Genomic DNA, 17,415 nt, shown 5'->3' with positions numbered 1-17,415 from the left:
GAAAATGCACAAATCGGCTCATATTCTGGTCTTAGATCCGGACCCCCTTAACCGGGTAGTGCTGCAAAATACCCTGGAAGAAACCTACCTGGTGACGCTAAGTACAACACCAGAGCAGGCCCTAAGCCAACTTAAAGGTGCGGGGGTTGATTTGATCATCATGGACAATCAACAACTGGGTGATGCTGGCGAAGTGTTTTTGCAGGCGTTAAAAGCCAATGCAGAGACCGCTCAACTGCCTGTGATAGTGATCTCCGCAAGTGCCAGTTTTTTGGATGAAGCGCAGAGCCTTCAGCAGGGCGCTGTCGACTATATTACTAAGCCGTTTAACCCCAATATCGTAAAAGCCCGGGTAAAAATTCATCTGGCCATCAAGCAGCGTAATGATCAGCTCAGCCAGCAAGCGCTGATAGATGGCATGACATCACTGCCCAATCGCCGGGCACTGGATCAAACCCTGGCAACCTTCTGGCGACAATGCGCGTCGGGTGTTCGGCCGTTGGCGGTATTTGTGTTGGGGGTAGATCACTTTGAGCGATACAACCAGCTGTTTGGCCATATCCGGGGCGATGAATGTCTGTATAAGATTGCTCAGGTTGTTGCCGGGCTCATCAGCAATATGGATGGGTTTACTGCCCGTTATGATGGCGGACGCTTTGTTGCATTGCTGCGTGATATCAGTGAAACAGAAGCACAAGAGGTCGCAGAGGCCATGCACAAGGCAGTGGCTGCACTGGCTATTCGCCATCCTCAATCGCCAATTTGTGCGCATGTGACTGTGAGTGTCGGGATTTGCTACACCAAAGCAGACTTTTCAAGAGCACACCGGGATCCGCTTGATTTGGCTGCAACCGCACTGAACGAAGCGCGCGAACGGCAACAAAAGGCGGTGCTCAGTGTAGTGTGAGTGGTTCAGAGCGCGTTTACTCTGAACCGACAGGTGATTTAGGTTACAGCAGGTGTGCCAGTGCTGTATCGCCAAATCCAACGAGTTTGCTGTCTTTAAACAGTAAAGGTGTACACTCGTCTTTAGTAACAACGCCGTCTGAGTGTTTACTGTTGGTGGCAAAGTAAAGTACCTGATAAACGCTATCTCCCTTAGACACCATGTCTGTGTATTCAGGTGTGCCTAACTTGTTCAGTACGCTCTGGTATTCAGTGCCGATTGTTAGTTGGCTGATCTTTTCGCGGTTTTCTCTTTGTTCTTTCTTCCAGCTGTGATGACCGTTATATTCGCCATCAGTGACCGCAACGACACAGCCTGTCAGTGCGGTTGAACTTAATAGCGCAGTTGCGAGTAGTAATTTTTTCATCTTTATATCCCAGGCTTAGCCGTCTTTATTTTCTTTGAATTATAGTTAGCAAAGAATTTGCCATATTTTAAATTATTATAAATCAATACCTTATGCTTTACGGCAAAGCCATAACTATTGTGTGGCGCTAAATTTTGAATAAATTAACCATTTGTTAGTTAAAAGTACGAAGTGGTCACCGCATCTCATCAAGCGCGATGCGGGAACGATTAACAGGCGACTTGTTGCCTAAAAGATATACCTGTGCTGAATCCAAATAGTTCCCGGCTTGAAGGCCGGGATGACGGAGTGTGGGCATGCCGATTAGGAGTGATAATAGATAAAGCGCAAGAGAGCCTGACGACTCAATGCTGCCTTTAAGCTACAACTCTCGCTTCCAACTCCAGTCATCCCGCACTCGATGCGGGAACTACCAACAGGCGACTCGGTGTTGGCTGGGTACACACTCGTTGTATTCGAGCAATTGCTGGTTCGAAGGCCGACAATACGGACGAAGTCCCCAATTATCAGACACTCAAAGCCACCGGGCTACACCAGGCGGTTGTGCTCGCGCCCCTGTAAAAAGCTATCAATATTATCGGCAATACCCTGGACCAGGCGGGTGATAGACTCCTGGCTGGCCCAGGCCGTGTGTGGGGTCAGTAGCAAGTTATTGCCCTGATACTGTACCAGTGGATTATCAGCTGCTGCCGGCTCCACGCTGAGTACATCTACACCGGCGCCGAGTAGCTGCTGGTTAGCCAGCGCATCCGCCAGTGCCTGTTCATTGACAATGCCACCGCGTGCCGTATTCAGTAAAATGGCATGCGCCGGAAGCAGCGCCAGTGTGTCGGCATCAAACAAGTCGCGGGTGGTGTCGGTCAAAGGGCAATGAACAGAGACAATATCGGCACTGCGCAGCGCCTCGGTAAATTCAACGCGTTCGGCACGTACCGTCTCTTGCCCCGGGCGCTCTGCAATCACGACTTCGGCCCCAAAGGCGCTGGCAACCTTAGCGACCGCCTGACCAAGGTTACCATAGCCGACGATCACAAAGCGTTTGCCCGACAAATCATGGATAGGGTAGTCCAGACGGCAGAACAGTTCGCTGCGTTGCCAGGCACCATTAGCACAATCCTGCGCGTAACGATGAATATTACTCATTAAATTGCCAAGCAGTGTAAAAGTATGCAAAACCACAGATGGCGTAGAATAGCCTGCCACATTGGTCACCGCGATATTGTGGGCACGTGCAGCCTCCAGGTTGATATTATTGGTGCCGGTTGCGGCCACACAGATCAATCTGAGGTTCGGCAGCTGGCTCAGTGTATCGGCATTGAGCACCACCTTGTTGGTCACAACCACCTCTGCGCTCTGTATACGTGACATCAGCTGCTCAGCTGAGGTGGTATCGTACTCGGTGACTGTGCCAAATTTTCTAAGCGGATCCAGGCTAACACCCGCCAGCGTGGCGGCATCTAAAACAACAATATTCATGGTGAGCAAACATTCCTTACTAACAGTTAGCGCCGAGTGTATCATTTTTATTGGCAAAGTTTATCTTTGTGCTTGACCTTGAACTCAACTCTAAGGTTTATACTGTGATCAAATTCATAAAGGACGGCAAAACTGACTATGTATAAGATTGGCCATATTGCAAAACAATTGAATGTGTCTACCGACACACTGCGTTATTATGAGCGTCAGGGTCTGTTGCAGGCCAGTGTTCGCAGCCCGGCAGGTTATCGGTTATATGACGATAGCGCGCTTGAGCAGATGCGTTTTATTGTGCGGGCAAAGGCGGTGGGCTTTAGTCTTAAAGATATTCAGGAACTGCTGACCATTAAAATTGATAAACACAATCACAGCTGTGAAGAAGTGAAATCACTCACGTTACAGAAGCTAACGCAAACCCGGCAAAGAATTGAAGAGTTACTGAAATTCGAGCGCTCACTGAGCGTGCTGGCCGAACGGTGTTGTGGCGGCGAAGAAAGTGCTGATGATTGTTCCATTTTAACCGCGTTGGAGGATGTAGATGGCTCTGCTTGATAATTTTTGGCAACTCTTTTTGGTTTCAGCGCCCTGGCTGATGCTGGGTCTGTTGCTTGCCGGTTTGCTTAACGTATTTATTCCCAAAGATTTTTTACAAAAGCACCTGGGTAAAGAAGGGCTCTGGACAACCATCAAGGCGGCCCTGATAGGTGCGCCCATGCCGCTTTGTTCCTGCGGAGTTATTCCGGCTGCCATCGGGTTGCGTCGTGCCGGCGGGTCCAAAAGTGCCACGACTGCTTTTTTGGTATCCACACCTGAAACGGGGGTCGACTCCATCTCGGTTTCTTACGCGCTGCTTGGGCCATTTATGGCCGTGATCCGGCCCATTGCCGCAGTAGCCAGTGCGATCACCGCCGGTGTGCTGGTTGGTAAAGACGAGAGCAGCGCACAGTCTGCTCCGTCAGACGCATCAGACAGCGGGTGTTGTGGTAGCACAGCTAAAAAAGTAGAAGCGGAAAAAAGCAGTTGCTGTGCCACTGAGCCTAAACCGGCGTCAGTGCAATCCAGCAGTTGTTGCGCAAGCCAAACTAAGGCAGAGTCTGCACCGCAAAGTAGCTGTTGCGATAGTCAGCCTGTACAAAAGCCCGATGAGCAGGTCACATCCTGCTGTGCATCAGCGCAAGCCAAGCCCGGGCTGTGGCAAAAGTTAGTGTCTGCTGTGCAATTTAGCTGTAACAAATTATTAGCCGATACTATGCAATGGCTACTGATTGGTCTATTCTTTGCGGCCATAGTACAAACCTATGTTCCCGAAGCCTTTTTGGCTCAGTGGGGCAATGGCATTCTGGCCATGATAGTGGTTATTCTGGTCAGTATTCCGATGTACATTTGTGCCACAGCGTCAACGCCCATTGCGGCCGGTTTACTGCTGGCGGGTGTCTCTCCCGGTGCGGTGTTGGTTTTTATGCTGGCAGGCCCCGCGACCAACGTTGCCACCATTGGCGTGGTCGCTAAAGAGCTGGGCCGTCGTGCCGTGTTTGCTTATCTTGGCGCGGTGATTGGTGTGGCAATTATTTTTGGATTTTTGACCGACTGGCTGGTGGCACAGTTTGGCTTTACGGTGGCGCCTATGATGGGGCACGACCATGAAGTGCTGCCATACTGGCTGACATTGGGTGGTGGTGTTGTACTGGCTCTGCTGATGGCAAGGTTGATGCTGTTGGGTATAAAGCAGCGCTTTTGGCCTGCTCAGGCGTCGGCGTAATCAGACGAGGTGCCTGCATAATGTCGCAAGTGATGTGGGCACTTCTGGTCAGACTTGATATTCTTAGCTTCCGATCCGGGCACACGATAGAATAAGACGTTTTGATGACAACCACCAATAATAAAAGAGTAGTTTAGTGGATAAATACGCAGATATCAGACCTTACAATGACGATGAAGTCCCCGCAGCTTTGCAGCGCTTACTGGACGATGATCAGTTTATTGATGTGATTGCGGAGCATAACCTGCCCAAATGGCTGGCAGGATGGGACCTGATATCCCGGCCACTGGTGCGCAGCCGGTTGAAGAAAAAGTGGCAGTCTGTCACCAATGTTGAAGCGGTTCAGAATGAAGTAGCCGGTTATCTGTCTATGCTGATTGAGCGTACCACCAGCAAGGTAACTTATTCGGGTCTGGATAAGCTCGACAAGCAGGGTGCCTATCTGTTTATCTCCAATCACAGAGACATAGTACTGGACCCGGCGCTGGTCAACTGGGGCCTGCATCAGCAAAAAATGCAAACTGTGCGCATTGCCATTGGCGATAACCTGCTTCAGGTGCCTTACATCACAGAGCTGATGCGCCTAAATAAGAGCTTTATTGTGAAGCGCTCGGCCAAAGCACCAAAAGAAATGCTGCGTGCCTTGTCTCAGCTGTCTGCGTATATTTATGATTCGCTGGATGAGGGTAATTCAATCTGGATTGCGCAAAAAGAAGGCCGTGCCAAAGATGGCGTCGACTTTACCGATCCGGCATTGCTGAAAATGTTGCAGTTGAATGGGCGTAAGCTAAAACTGCCGTTTGCGGAATATGTGCGCCAGCTCAAAATTGTCCCTGTGTCTATTTCTTATCAGTACGAGCCCTGCGCCGTGTCAAAAGCTCGTGAGCTGTACCATAAACAGCAGTTCGGTGAATACGTGAAAGCCGAAGGCGAAGACATCAGCAGCATCATTGAAGGGTTCAGCAGCGATAAGGGCCATGTGCATGTGGCGTTTGGCTCTCCCATAGACGAAGAATTCGAAACGCCGGAGCAGCTGGCCGAAATCATCGATCAGCAGATCGTCAGCAATTATTATTTGCATTCGAGCAACTACCTGGCTGCCGGCGATGAAAGTCAGAGCAGTGAGCTGGAAAAAAATCGTTTTATGGAAGCGCTGGAGCAAGTACCGGAAGAGTTACGACAGCTGGTGCTATCTATCTACGCGCAGCCCGCCAAACGCAAATTGTCGCAGTAATCATCTAAAGCGCCTTTCGGGGCGTTTTTTATGCTTGGTTGGTTTTTAATATCTGAATGATGGTGCTAGGTGTGGGAAAGTTTTTGCTGCAAAAAGAAAAGGTGTCCCCGGCAACGCGGATGCAGATGTCAGTCCTTGAACCCTAAGGTTCAAGGCGGAAAGCAACAGCCTACCGTAGGCTTCTCGGTACCTGCCGAGCCTGCGCAATAGTAAGCAAACTGCGTTCCTAAGAAAAAGTTATCGGCTCAGGGACATCATCCACTGTCCAACGTGCTAGGGAACGATTTCAGTATATAAGACCAAACCGCATCTAGAAACCTTTATCGGCAAATATCCGTAAAAAGTCGTTCGACTGGCGGTGATTTATGCACTTTTTGTATGGCATCTGAACAACCCCAAAAAGTGCGTAGATTATTTGTACACAAACCGACAAGTCGTTGCTGTTGCTATACTTCGGGTGGTAGCATTAACTAAGCAGATCAAAGCAAACGAGAACATTATCCATGAGTGAATTAAGAGATTATCAGCAAGCACAGCTACTGCTGGAACAACACGATATCTACATTGCCCCGGCTGAAGTGCACGGTACCATCAGCGGCTTACTGGCATGTGGCCTGAATATCGAAGAGCAGGAGTACCTGGGGCTGCTGAGCGATGTCTTTAACGATGGTCAGAAGTTTGCTGCGCCACTGAAAGAATTTTTTGCCGAGCTATATAAACTGGTCGTTGCGCATTTTAATGATCCAGAGCACCTGTTTGAGCTGTATTTACCCATGGAAGAAAGCCTGAGCGATCAGGCCAATGCCTTGGTGGCCTGGGTGTCCGGGTTTTTACTGGGCTTTGGCCTCAAGCAAAAAGACTATGGTAAGTTTTCGGCCGACGTAAAGGAAGTGATTGGTGACTTTAGCGAAATCACTAAACTAGATACCCATTTCGACGAAAGTGAAGAAGACAAACAGGCATTACATGAGGTGATTGAATACATCCGCGTGTCGGCCCTGTTGTGTTTTGCTGAGCTAGGCAAAGACGCCGCTTCACCGACCTCTAAAACAGTGCATTAATTATGATGATAGCCAACCAGGAATTTGTAACGCGCCGCACCGAGCTGCTGGCGCAAATGGATAACAATGCGGTGGCGGTGATCCCCGCTGCCGTTGAGTTGACCCGCAGCCGTGATACTGAGTATCCGTTTCGCCAGGACAGCGACTTTTTCTACCTGACCGGGTTTAAAGAGCCCGATGCGGTACTGGTGCTTTGCAAAGACAAAGACGGCACCACACAGCAAACGCTGTTTTGTCGTAATAAAGACAAGCTGGCCGAGATCTGGCACGGCCGCCGCATGGGTCACGAAAAAGCCAAAACCGCTTTAGAGCTGGACCAGACCTTTCCTCTGAGTGAACTGGATGAGGAATTGCTGAACCTGGTCAATGGCCGTAAGGCACTTTACTACGGTCAGGGCACTTATACCGCGTTTGACGATAAAATCTGGGCCCTACTTGGCACTTTGCGTGGCGCGCCGAAAAAAGGCTACCGGGCACCAGAAATCATCAAAGATGTGCGCCCGTTACTACACGAAATGCGCCTGTTTAAATCAGACGCTGAAATAGCGGTGATGCGCAAAGCGGGCGAGATCAGTGCAGATGCCCACAAGCGTGCCATGCAGTTTGCAAAGCCCGGTGCCACCGAGTTCCAGCTGGAAGCCGAAATTCACCACCATTACGCCATGAATGGCGCCCGTCATCCGGCCTATGGCACAATAGTGGGTTCGGGTAACAACGCCAATATTTTGCACTATACCGACAATTGCGATGAATTAACCGACGGCGATTTGATCCTGATCGACTCAGGCTGTGAACTTGAAGGGTATGCTGCCGACATTACCCGTACTTTCCCGGTAAATGGTCGCTTTAGCGCGCCGCAAAAAGCTGTGTATGAGTTGGTACTGGCCTCTCAACAGGCCGCTTTTGAACAGGTTAAGCCAGGCGGCACTTTGGTCAAAGCCAATGAAGCCGCAATGCGGGTGATGACCGAAGGGCTGATTGAGCTGGGTATTTTGGCCGGTGAAGTCGATGAATTACTCGACAAGCAAGCCTGTAAAGCCTTTTATATGCATGGCCTGGGCCACTGGCTGGGGCTGGATGTGCACGACGTGGGCGAATACAAACTGGATGAAGCCGACAGACCATTTGAGCCGGGCATGGTGCTGACCATAGAGCCGGGCCTGTACTTTGACGAAGATGCTGAAGTACCTGAGCAATTTAAGGGCATTGGCGTGCGCATTGAGGATGACTTGCTGATCACCGAGGATGGCTTTGAAAACCTCACCGCTGGGGTGCCTAAAACCATTGCTGAGATTGAAGCCTTAATGCGCTCAGGCGAATAAATACAAGCAGGAGCAACACTTGCAACACTTTGATGTGTTAATCGTGGGTGGTGGTATGGCCGGTGCCACCGCTGCCGTCACGATCAAAAAACAGCTTCCCGACAGCCGCATCGCGGTGATCGAAGCCTTTGAGCCCAAAACAGCTCATCACCCCAGCTTTGACGACCGCAGTCTGGCACTGGCTGAGCAGTCGGTCTCTTATTTGCGTACTCTCGGGTTATTTGACCCGCACTGGGACTTTGCAGAGCCAATCACTCAGGTGCATGTTTCAGACCGCGGCCACTTTGGCAAAACCACCATCACCTGTGATGAGTTCGCGGTTGAGGCGCTGGGTTATGTCGTTGAAGTGAATCCTTATGGCGCGTATTTGCATCAGCAATTGGGCAAGCTGGATATCGCACTGTATTGCCCGGCCAAAATAACTGGTTTGAATCAGCAGCAGGCACAGGTCGATGTGGTGCTCGACAGCGGTGAAACGCTGTCGGGTAAGCTATTGGTGGTGGCCGATGGTGCGCAATCGCCGACTCGCAGCAAGCTGAATATTGGCTTTGACAGTGTGGCTTATGAACAGGGTGCCCTGATAGCCAATGTGCAGATAAGCGATAAACATCTGGGTCAGGCGTTTGAGCGTTTTACCGAGCATGGCCCGATGGCCCTGCTGCCGATGAGCAACAACCGCTACTCTCTGGTGTGGTGTATGCCGCAGCAGGACCTCGATACGTTGCGAGAATGCGATGAGGCAAAGTTTCTGGCGCGTCTGCAAAGCGCATTTGGCTATCGAGCCGGGATGTTTGAACGGGTTGGCAGGCGCACAAGTTATCCGCTGGTTTTAGGCCGCGTTGAGCAGCTGGTGCATCATCGCTGTGTGCTCATTGGCAATGCCGCGCATGCCATTCATCCCATTGCCGGGCAGGGCTTTAATCTGGGATTACGCGACATTCAGGCGCTGGTTGCGCAGCTGCAACAGACAGACCGCGAAAAGTGGGGCTGTCATGCGTTCACACAAGGCTACAAAACCGCGCGCGAGTCAGACATAAACCGTGTTATGACGCTGACCGATTCTCTGGTCAGACTGTTTTCTAATGATTCCCGTATGCTGGCACTGGGGCGCAGTTGTGGCCTGCTGTCGATGAGCCTGTTCTCACAACTGAAAGCGCCACTGGCGCGACAACTCATGGGACGAACCCTGTAAGGAATAATCATGCAGCAAGTACAAGTGTGCATAGTCGGTGGTGGGTGTGTCGGCCTTGCTTTAGCGCTGGGTCTGGCAAAGAACAATATCTCTGTGATGGTGCTGGATGCCGGTCCTGAACCTCAACCACTGAGCGAGGCCTATGGCGCAAGGGTCAGTGCCATCAGTTTGGCCAGCCAGAGCCTGTTTGAGTCGTTAGGCGTGTGGGATGCCATAAAGGCGCAGCGAGTCACAGCTTATCGTAAAATGTCGGTGTGCGACGCCGACAGCTTTGGCCGTATTCAGTTTAACGCGCAGCAGCTGGCCTTGCCTGAACTGGGCCATATTATCGAAAACGACGCCATTCGTTTTGCCCTATATCAGGCCTTACAACAGCACAGCCAGGCGAGTTTACTGTTTGGCAGTCGTTACCAGTCTATCCACCAGACCGACAGCGATGTGCTGATCACGCTGGAGCAGGGCACGCCGGTGATGGCCAAATTACTGGTTGCAGCAGACGGTGCAAACTCCGGGGTACGCAGTCAGTTTAACCTGCCGATCAGCTTCTGGGATTACGATCATCACGCCATTGTGGCCACCATCAAAACCGAGCAACCGCACGATGCCACAGCGCGTCAGGTTTTTTTGCCGGATGGTCCGCTGGCGTTGTTGCCTTTATCTGATCCCCATAGTCAGTCAATTGTCTGGTCCACCGCACCTGAACATGCCCGCGAGTTGATGGCCATGGATGAGCAAAGCTTCAATAAAGCCTTGAGCGCGGCCAGCGATCTACAATGTGGGTTATGTACGGTGCAGGGCGAGCGAGCGGTATTCCCGCTGACCATGCGTTACGCACAGCAGTGGCTGACGGGCAAAGTGGTGTTAATGGGCGATGCCGCACACACCATCCACCCGCTGGCAGGGTTGGGGATGAACCTGGGCCTCAAAGATGCCGCACACCTGATCAACGCACTCAGCGAAGACAACGAGGAGTTCGCCGCTCACCGTACACTGCGAGAGTACGAACGCACCCGCAAACTCGATGCACAAAAACACATCGCGATGATGCAGGGCTTAAAAGAATTGTTCAGCGGCAGTCACCCGCTGAAAAAGTTAGTCCGTGGTGTGGGTCTGAATGTGGTAGATAACCTTGGCCCGATCAAAGACTTGTTTGTACAACAAGCCATCGGCGAATAAAGGTTGCGTAAGGGCTGCTTCATACCAAACAAGCAGCCCGCTTATACCTGTAGGGTTGAGCATCAAACACAAGTTTTCAAACTCAACTCCCGTCATCCCGCACTTGATGCGGGATCTGCTAACAGGCGACTCAGGAGTGACACTAATTACACCCATTCCCATATACGCCACCCATCATCCCGCAGGTCTCAAATGTAGTGCTTACCCCAAGCGCAGTGCAATAAACTCGGCCAGTTTATTCACCGCGTGGGCGGATTCCTGAGTATTTTTCACCAAGCTGATCCCAATCTGACCCAGCTCGGGCAAAAATGCTGTCTGGGCCTGGTAACTGAGCGTAGCCGGCACGGTACTTTTAGCCAGTACCGTAATGCCCAGGCCTTCTTTAAGCGCGGCCGTCAGCCCCGTTAAATCGGCATTACTATACACAATACGGTATTGCAGCCCGGCTTGTTGTAGCGCCTCAATGGCACGGCGGCGATAAATGCAGCCCTCCGGCGCCGTGACTAAAGTGACTATCTGCTGTTGCGCCAGAGACAGGTCGCCCACCCATACCAGCTGATCCTGCATAAACACTGGATAATTCGATGAATTGAGATCTTCGTTCAGCGCCAGCACCAAATCGAACTGGTCCTGTCGTGAGACCGACAGCAAATGTTTGCTAAGCCTGGATTTCACTTCCAGCGCCACGTCCGGATATAAAGACACAAAGTCGCCGATGATGGCGGGCAGAATGCGCGCGGCAAACTCACTGGGAATGCCCAGACGCACCCGGCCGGTAACGCTCTCTGAGGTAAATTGCTGAATGATCCCATCGTTGAATTGCAGCATTTGCTTGGCCTGAGGCAGCAGTAGCTCGCCATACTGGTTGAGCACCTGTCGCTGGCCCTGCTTTTTAAACAGTTTACAGCCCAGCTGCTCTTCAAGGCGTTTTATCTGCAAGCTCACCGCCGGCTGAGACAGGCCCAGCAGCTCGCCAGCCTTGGCAAAACCACCCACTTCAACCACAGTCACCAGGGTACGCAGACCATCAATCGATAAGTTTTTCATATTAATAAAATCAATTTATAAAACCCAAATACATTAATATTATTTATCAAACGATAAATAAATACAATTTGTTGTTGCGATAGTGGATCCCTATACTTTTGGCATCTTAATTTCATCAGGATAGTCGCATGATGAGCACGCCAATCATCTTCGCTAAGCACCGTTTAGGTACGGTGGCGGCGGAAAATCACATTTTCTCGCCACAGGATCTGGTTGTACTGGATTTCAGCGGATTTGAAACCACACCTTTCCTGAATCAGGAGCTGGGGCTGAACCTCAACAAACTGATGGCACCCGGGCTGGGTGTACAGGGTCTGCTGGCAGGCGGCCAGTCATTTGCTGTGTATTACTTCAGCGAAACGGCCTACCGTTTTGTGCTGAGCGAAGACGCCGCACAAGCACTCACTACGCTGGTAAGTAAACACGACGGCGACTACGACATTGAATTGGTGCGCCGCAGCGACCTAGCCATTACGCAACTGAGCGGAGAGGCTGCCCTCGAGACAGTGCTGAGCAGCTTTTCGCTGACGCCGGGTCTGCAAATTTCAGACATGCAGGCTTGCTATGGTAAACAAAGCGGCGACGTGTTCGTTACCACTTTGGTCCAGCAGGATCAGCAGCAGTATCAGCTGATCGCACAGCAAGACACACTGAGCCTGTGGCAGGCTCGACTGGCTGAGCAGGGTTTTGCTCACTCAGACGAACACGCCCCAAATTAACCCCACTCACCGGTGTTGCACCGGTGAACACGCACCCGGAAAAGACCGGATGAGTGATGACAATAAAGTGAAGGAAGAGTATGACTTCTAAAACAGTACTGCATGCCAAGCACCTAGAAGCTGGCGCGAAAATGGTCGATTTCCACGGTTGGGAAATGCCAATCAACTATGGCTCGCAAATCGAAGAGCACAACGCCGTGCGTCAAGACGCAGGTATGTTTGATGTGTCTCACATGACCATAGTCGATGTAAAAGGTGCGGATGCTCAGGCATTCCTGCGCAAGCTGGTTGCCAACGATGTGGCAAAACTGAAAGTAGCAGGTAAAGCACTTTACACTGGCATGCTGAACGAGCAGGGCGGTGTGATTGATGATTTGATCATCTACTTCTTCACAGAAACTGAGTATCGTCTGGTTGTAAACTCTGCAACGCGCGAAAAAGACTTAGCACACATGAATGCGGTTGCTGTCGACTTTGATGTGGCTATCACAGAGCGTCCTGAATATGCGATGATTGCGGTACAGGGTCCAAATGCCAAAGCCAAAACAGCCACTATCCTGAGCGATGCACAAAACGCCGCAGTAGAGGGCATGAAGCCGTTCTTTGGCGTGCAAGCTGAAGAGCTGTTCATTGCCACCACGGGCTACACAGGTGAAGACGGCTACGAAATCGTGGTACATAACGATGACGCAGCGCAACTGTGGCAAAAATTATTAGACGCGGGCGTGAGTCCGGCTGGCCTAGGTGCACGTGATACGCTACGTTTAGAAGCGGGCATGAACCTTTACGGCTCAGATATGGACGAAAGCGTTTCTCCACTGGCTGCTAACATGGCGTGGACCATTGCGTGGGAGCCGGCAGAGCGTGACTTTATCGGTCGTAAAGTGATTGAGCAGCAACGTGCTGACAAGAGCACAGACAAGCTGGTTGGCCTGGTACTTGAGAGCAAAGGCGTGCTACGCGGTGGCTCTAAAGTTATCGTAGAAGGTGGCGAAGGTGTTATCACTTCTGGTACATTCTCGCCGACGTTAGGCTTTAGCGTAGCTTTGGCCCGTGTACCTCGCTCTACGGGTGACACAGCTCAGGTTGAAATGCGCAAAAAGCTGGTAGACGTTAAAGTGGTTAAACCTTGCTTTGTACGCAATGGTAAGTCGGTTCTGTAACGCACAGAGCACAATAGAATAACGGGCGATGGCCCACATAAATCGACCAAAGGAACAAAAAAATGAGCAACATTCCTAGCGAGTTAAAGTACGCAACGTCTCACGAGTGGGTTCGCGCTGAAGGCGACGGCACTTACACTGTTGGCATCACTGAGCATGCGCAGGAACTTTTGGGTGACATGGTATTCGTTGACCTGCCTGACGTAGGTGACGAAGTTGACGCTGGTGAAGACTGCGCGGTTGCTGAGTCTGTAAAAGCGGCTTCTGACATCTACGCGCCAATCGGCGGCGAGATTGTGGCTATCAACGAAGAGCTTGAAGACTCTCCGGAATCAGTCAACAACGACCCATACGGTGACGGCTGGTTGTTCCGTGTTAAAGCGTCTGACGAAAGCGAACTTGAAAACCTGCTTGACGCAGAAGGCTACGAAGCCAACATCGACGAAGACTAATTCGTTGTAGATACTATAAAAGCCCCCTGCGTGGGGCTTTTATAGTTGTGCCACGACGTTAAGGCGTGGTAACACCGTTAAACTCTGTGACTGTTACCAAGGTATTTTCGTCGCGCTGTACATCAAGGTGCAGGTCGTCGAGCAACAGTGACACCCCCATTTTTACTTGGATCATAGGAATCTGGACACATGTCAAACGCCAAATCTCTTGAACAACTAGAGCAAAAGCAAGACTTTATTCGTCGCCATATCGGCCCGAGCCCGGCTCAGGTGAGTGACATGCTTGCTGCGCTTGGAGTATCGAGTGTTGAAGAGCTGATCGGTCAGACAGTACCTAGCTCAATCCGTTTAGAGCAAGGCCTGCAAATTGGTGAAAGCCGTACCGAAGTAGAAACGCTGAGCTACCTGAAATCAGTAGCAAGCAAAAACAAAGTCTTCAAATCTTACATCGGTCAGGGTTATCACCCGACACACGTGCCTAACGTTATCTTGCGTAACGTACTGGAAAACCCAGGCTGGTATACCGCTTATACACCGTATCAGCCAGAGATTGCACAAGGCCGTCTTGAGTCTTTGCTTAACTTCCAGACTATGACCATGGACATCACCGGCCTTGACCTGGCCAGTGCGTCATTGCTTGACGAATCAACCGCAGCAGCCGAAGCCATGGCGCTGGCTAAGCGCGTGTCTAAAGCGAAAAAAGCGAACCTGTTCTTTATTGCACAAGACGTGCACACACAAACCATCGACGTAGTTACAACCCGTGCCGAGCAGTTTGGTTTTGACGTGGTAGTTGGTCCTGCAAGCGAAGCGGCAAACCACGAGATCTTTGGTGCCCTGTTCCAGTATCCAACCACATCAGGTGAAGTGGTCGACATCACAGACATCATCGCACAAGTACAAAGCAAAAAAGCGATTGCCTGTGTGGCTGCTGACATCATGAGCTTAATGCTACTGAAAGCACCAGGTAAACTGGGCGCAGACGTGGTACTGGGCTCTGCACAGCGCTTTGGTGTTCCTATGGGCTACGGTGGTCCACACGCTGCGTTCTTCGCAACACGCGATGCCTACAAGCGTTCACTGCCAGGGCGTATCATTGGTGTATCAAAAGACCGTTTAGGTAACGACGCGCTGCGTATGGCAATGCAAACGCGTGAGCAACACATCCGCCGCGAAAAAGCCAACTCAAACATTTGTACAGCGCAGGTACTGCTGGCCAACATGGCTGCATTCTATGCGGTGTACCATGGTCCACAGGGCCTGAAAACCATTGCCGAGCGCATTAACCGTTTCGCCAGCATTCTGGCAACCGGCCTGAAAGCCAAAGGCGTGGCACTGAAGCACGATACCTGGTTTGACACCATCACAGTGGTTGCTAACGACGCAGATAAAGACGCAGTCGTCGCGCGCGCCGTTGCAAACGAAGTCAACTTTGCCATTAACCACGCTGGCGAGTACTCGATTGCACTGAACGAAACCACTACTCGCGGTGACATCGCTGAACTGTTCGACATCATCCTGGGCGAAGGCCATGGCTTAGATGTGGCAGCACTGGACAGCGAAGTTGCTGCAAACAACATCACAGGTATTCCGGCAAGCCTGGTACGTGATGACGAAGTACTGACGCACGACAACTTCAACAGCTACCACAGCGAAACTGAGATGCTGCGTTACATCAAGCGTCTTGAGAACAAAGATTTGGCACTGAACCACTCTATGATCTCACTGGGTTCTTGTACCATGAAGCTGAACGCGACCGCTGAAATGATCCCGGTCACCTGGCCTGAGTTCGCTGAACTACACCCATTCTGCCCACTAGAGCAGGCACAGGGTTATCAGGTCATGATGACTGAACTGCACGACTGGCTGGTTAACATCACAGGCTACGATGCAGTATCACTACAACCTAACTCAGGTGCGCAGGGTGAATACGCGGGTCTTATCGCGATTCGTAAATACCACGAGTCACGCGGCGAAGGTCACCGTAACGTGTGTCTGATCCCAAGCTCTGCGCACGGTACTAACCCGGCGTCGGCGCAAATGGCAAGCATGAAAGTAGTTGTGGTTGGCTGCGATAAAGACGGTAACATCGACCTGGATGACCTGCGCGCGAAAGCAGAAGATGTGTCTGAGAACCTGTCTTGTATCATGGTTACTTACCCGTCTACCCACGGTGTATACGAAGAAGCTATCCGTGAAGTGTGTGACATTGTTCACCAGCACGGCGGCCAGGTTTACATGGACGGCGCGAACATGAACGCACAGGTTGGTGTAACCAGCCCGGGCTCAATCGGCTCTGACGTATCACACCTGAACCTGCACAAAACATTCTGTATCCCGCACGGCGGTGGTGGCCCGGGTGTTGGTCCTATCGGTGTTAAATCACACCTTGCGCCATTCATGCCTAACCACAGCGTGATCAAAGTAGCGGGCACCAACGAAGGTAACGGCGCAGTTTCTGCGGCACCTTACGGCTCAGCAGCCATCCTGCCAATCTCATGGGCCTACATTGCCATGATGGGCAGCGAAGGTCTGAAGCAGGCCACTGAAATGGCCATCGTGAACGCCAACTACCTGACAGAGCAACTGAGCAAGCACTACCCGGTACTTTACCGTGGCCGCAACGACCGCGTTGCCCACGAGTGTATTATCGACCTGCGCCCGCTGAAAGAAGCCTCTGGCATCACAGAGATGGACGTAGCTAAGCGTTTGATGGACTACGGCTTCCACGCACCGACTATGTCATTCCCGGTTGCTGGCACGCTGATGATCGAGCCAACGGAATCTGAGTCTAAGGTAGAAATCGACCGCTTCATCGAAGCCATGATCTCTATCCGCGCTGAAATCGCCAAAGTAGAAAACGGCGAATGGTCAGTAGAGAACAACCCACTGGTGTTCGCACCACACACCCAGGCAGACGTACTGGGCAACGAGTGGGATCGTGCCTACGACCGCTTCTACGCAGCCTTCCCGGTTGCAAGTGTTGCAAAAGACAAGTTCTGGCCAACGGTAACCCGTATCGACGACGTATACGGCGACCGTAACCTGATCTGTTCTTGCCCGGCGGTGGAGACTTATGCTGAGTAAGATTGGTTTGTAAGCCTTGTAATTACAGGGTTGGAAAATGTGAAAACCGCTCGTTTTAGGACGAGCGGTTTTTTTGTGTCTGTGATCAGGCGATAAGTCAGAGAGCAGGCAAAACTGCGTGTTGTGGCTCAATCAATGCCCTGGTGGGGGTAAATGAAGTACCGTTGCGAATTCATAAATAAACTAATTTGTGCTTTGAGCAGAGTAATGTTAGAACACTTACAGCTATGTGCTGTGTATGCAGCAAGCCTTTTGATTGAGCTTGCCTAATCTTTTCAATAAGTTAGTTTGCTCTTCAAGCTTTGTCGGTGAACCGTTTTTGACCTCTTTACATTATACGGTTGCAATGTAACTTCGCATTGTTAGTATGTTGGTTATTAATAAATTCATGAATGTGAGGTTTGTTGAAATAAA

General features: G+C 51.1%; 15 protein-coding genes and 1 other RNA gene. 12 read left to right on the top strand and 4 right to left on the bottom strand.

All coding sequences use genetic code 11. The features are described 5' to 3' along the window. The first annotated feature begins 4 nt into the window (after nt 1-4). Nucleotides 5-907: a GGDEF domain-containing response regulator gene (locus C3B51_RS04555; RefSeq protein ID WP_130244324.1), complete on the top strand. Its 903-nt coding sequence runs from the start codon at nt 5-7 to the stop codon at nt 905-907. Between the two features lie 43 nt (nt 908-950). Here the strand turns inward: C3B51_RS04555 and C3B51_RS04550 are convergent, their stop codons facing one another. Beyond that, entirely contained in the window at nt 951-1,313 is a 363-nt protein-coding gene (locus tag C3B51_RS04550) for a DUF3192 domain-containing protein (RefSeq protein WP_125721067.1), read from the bottom strand. A 528-nt stretch (nt 1,314-1,841) separates the two neighbouring features. Continuing rightward, nucleotides 1,842-2,789 carry a D-2-hydroxyacid dehydrogenase gene (locus C3B51_RS04545; protein ID WP_125722133.1) on the bottom strand — a complete coding sequence of 316 codons (948 nt, stop codon included), beginning with the start codon at nt 2,787-2,789 and terminating at the stop codon, nt 1,842-1,844. A gap of 138 nt (nt 2,790-2,927) precedes the next feature. Between C3B51_RS04545 and zntR the strand changes: the two genes are divergently transcribed. The 3 genes from zntR to C3B51_RS04530 all read left to right on the top strand — a co-directional run bounded on the left by zntR (nt 2,928) and on the right by C3B51_RS04530 (nt 5,782). Beyond that, on the top strand, nt 2,928-3,341 hold the full coding sequence (gene zntR, locus C3B51_RS04540) for a Zn(2+)-responsive transcriptional regulator (protein WP_054016471.1): 414 nt from the start codon (nt 2,928-2,930) through the stop codon (nt 3,339-3,341). Further along, entirely contained in the window at nt 3,328-4,548 is a 1,221-nt protein-coding gene (locus C3B51_RS04535; RefSeq protein ID WP_130244323.1) for an SO_0444 family Cu/Zn efflux transporter, read from the top strand. The genes zntR and C3B51_RS04535 overlap by 14 nt, the downstream gene beginning before the upstream one ends. 136 nt (nt 4,549-4,684) lie before the next feature. Next, nucleotides 4,685-5,782, top strand: coding sequence for a lysophospholipid acyltransferase family protein (locus C3B51_RS04530; RefSeq protein WP_130244322.1), 1,098 nt, complete (start codon nt 4,685-4,687; stop codon nt 5,780-5,782). Between the two features lie 100 nt (nt 5,783-5,882). On the opposite strand, the gene ssrS is transcribed toward C3B51_RS04530, so the two are convergent. Continuing rightward, a non-coding RNA gene (gene ssrS, locus C3B51_RS04525) (6S RNA) lies at nt 5,883-6,065 on the bottom strand. Between the two features lie 220 nt (nt 6,066-6,285). Here ssrS and C3B51_RS04520 point away from each other — a divergent pair. From C3B51_RS04520 to C3B51_RS04505, 4 genes are read left to right on the top strand one after another with little or no spacing between them, the layout of a single operon-like run. After that, nucleotides 6,286-6,843, top strand: a complete 558-nt coding sequence (locus C3B51_RS04520; RefSeq protein ID WP_046005547.1) for a UPF0149 family protein — start codon at nt 6,286-6,288, stop codon at nt 6,841-6,843. A gap of 5 nt (nt 6,844-6,848) precedes the next feature. Beyond that, nucleotides 6,849-8,165, top strand: a complete 1,317-nt coding sequence (pepP, locus tag C3B51_RS04515; RefSeq protein ID WP_125722135.1) for a Xaa-Pro aminopeptidase — start codon at nt 6,849-6,851, stop codon at nt 8,163-8,165. Nucleotides 8,166-8,184: 19 nt separating this feature from the next. Continuing rightward, complete coding sequence (ubiH, locus tag C3B51_RS04510; RefSeq protein ID WP_130244321.1) at nt 8,185-9,357, top strand: 2-octaprenyl-6-methoxyphenyl hydroxylase; 1,173 nt, start codon at nt 8,185-8,187, stop codon at nt 9,355-9,357. Nucleotides 9,358-9,366: 9 nt separating this feature from the next. Beyond that, on the top strand, nt 9,367-10,533 hold the full coding sequence (locus C3B51_RS04505; RefSeq protein WP_130244320.1) for an FAD-dependent oxidoreductase: 1,167 nt from the start codon (nt 9,367-9,369) through the stop codon (nt 10,531-10,533). A gap of 201 nt (nt 10,534-10,734) precedes the next feature. Here the strand turns inward: C3B51_RS04505 and C3B51_RS04500 are convergent, their stop codons facing one another. After that, nucleotides 10,735-11,580, bottom strand: coding sequence for a LysR family transcriptional regulator (locus C3B51_RS04500; protein ID WP_046005551.1), 846 nt, complete (start codon nt 11,578-11,580; stop codon nt 10,735-10,737). A gap of 128 nt (nt 11,581-11,708) precedes the next feature. On the opposite strand from C3B51_RS04500, the gene C3B51_RS04495 reads away from it, so the two are divergent. From C3B51_RS04495 to gcvP, 4 genes are all read left to right on the top strand, one after another. Next, nucleotides 11,709-12,299, top strand: a complete 591-nt coding sequence (locus C3B51_RS04495) for a hypothetical protein (RefSeq protein WP_125722114.1) — start codon at nt 11,709-11,711, stop codon at nt 12,297-12,299. An 80-nt stretch (nt 12,300-12,379) separates the two neighbouring features. Beyond that, on the top strand, nt 12,380-13,462 hold the full coding sequence (gene gcvT, locus C3B51_RS04490) for a glycine cleavage system aminomethyltransferase GcvT (RefSeq protein WP_130244319.1): 1,083 nt from the start codon (nt 12,380-12,382) through the stop codon (nt 13,460-13,462). 62 nt (nt 13,463-13,524) lie between these two features. Then, entirely contained in the window at nt 13,525-13,914 is a 390-nt protein-coding gene (gcvH, locus tag C3B51_RS04485; protein ID WP_054016478.1) for a glycine cleavage system protein GcvH, read from the top strand. A gap of 189 nt (nt 13,915-14,103) precedes the next feature. Then, nucleotides 14,104-17,001, top strand: coding sequence for an aminomethyl-transferring glycine dehydrogenase (gene gcvP / locus C3B51_RS04480; RefSeq protein WP_130244318.1), 2,898 nt, complete (start codon nt 14,104-14,106; stop codon nt 16,999-17,001). The last annotated feature ends 414 nt before the right edge of the window (nt 17,002-17,415 follow it).

The organism is Pseudoalteromonas rubra, assembly GCF_004212645.1.
Lineage (GTDB): Bacteria > Pseudomonadota > Gammaproteobacteria > Enterobacterales > Alteromonadaceae > Pseudoalteromonas > Pseudoalteromonas rubra_G.
This window is presented reverse-complemented; position numbering and strand designations above follow the sequence as displayed.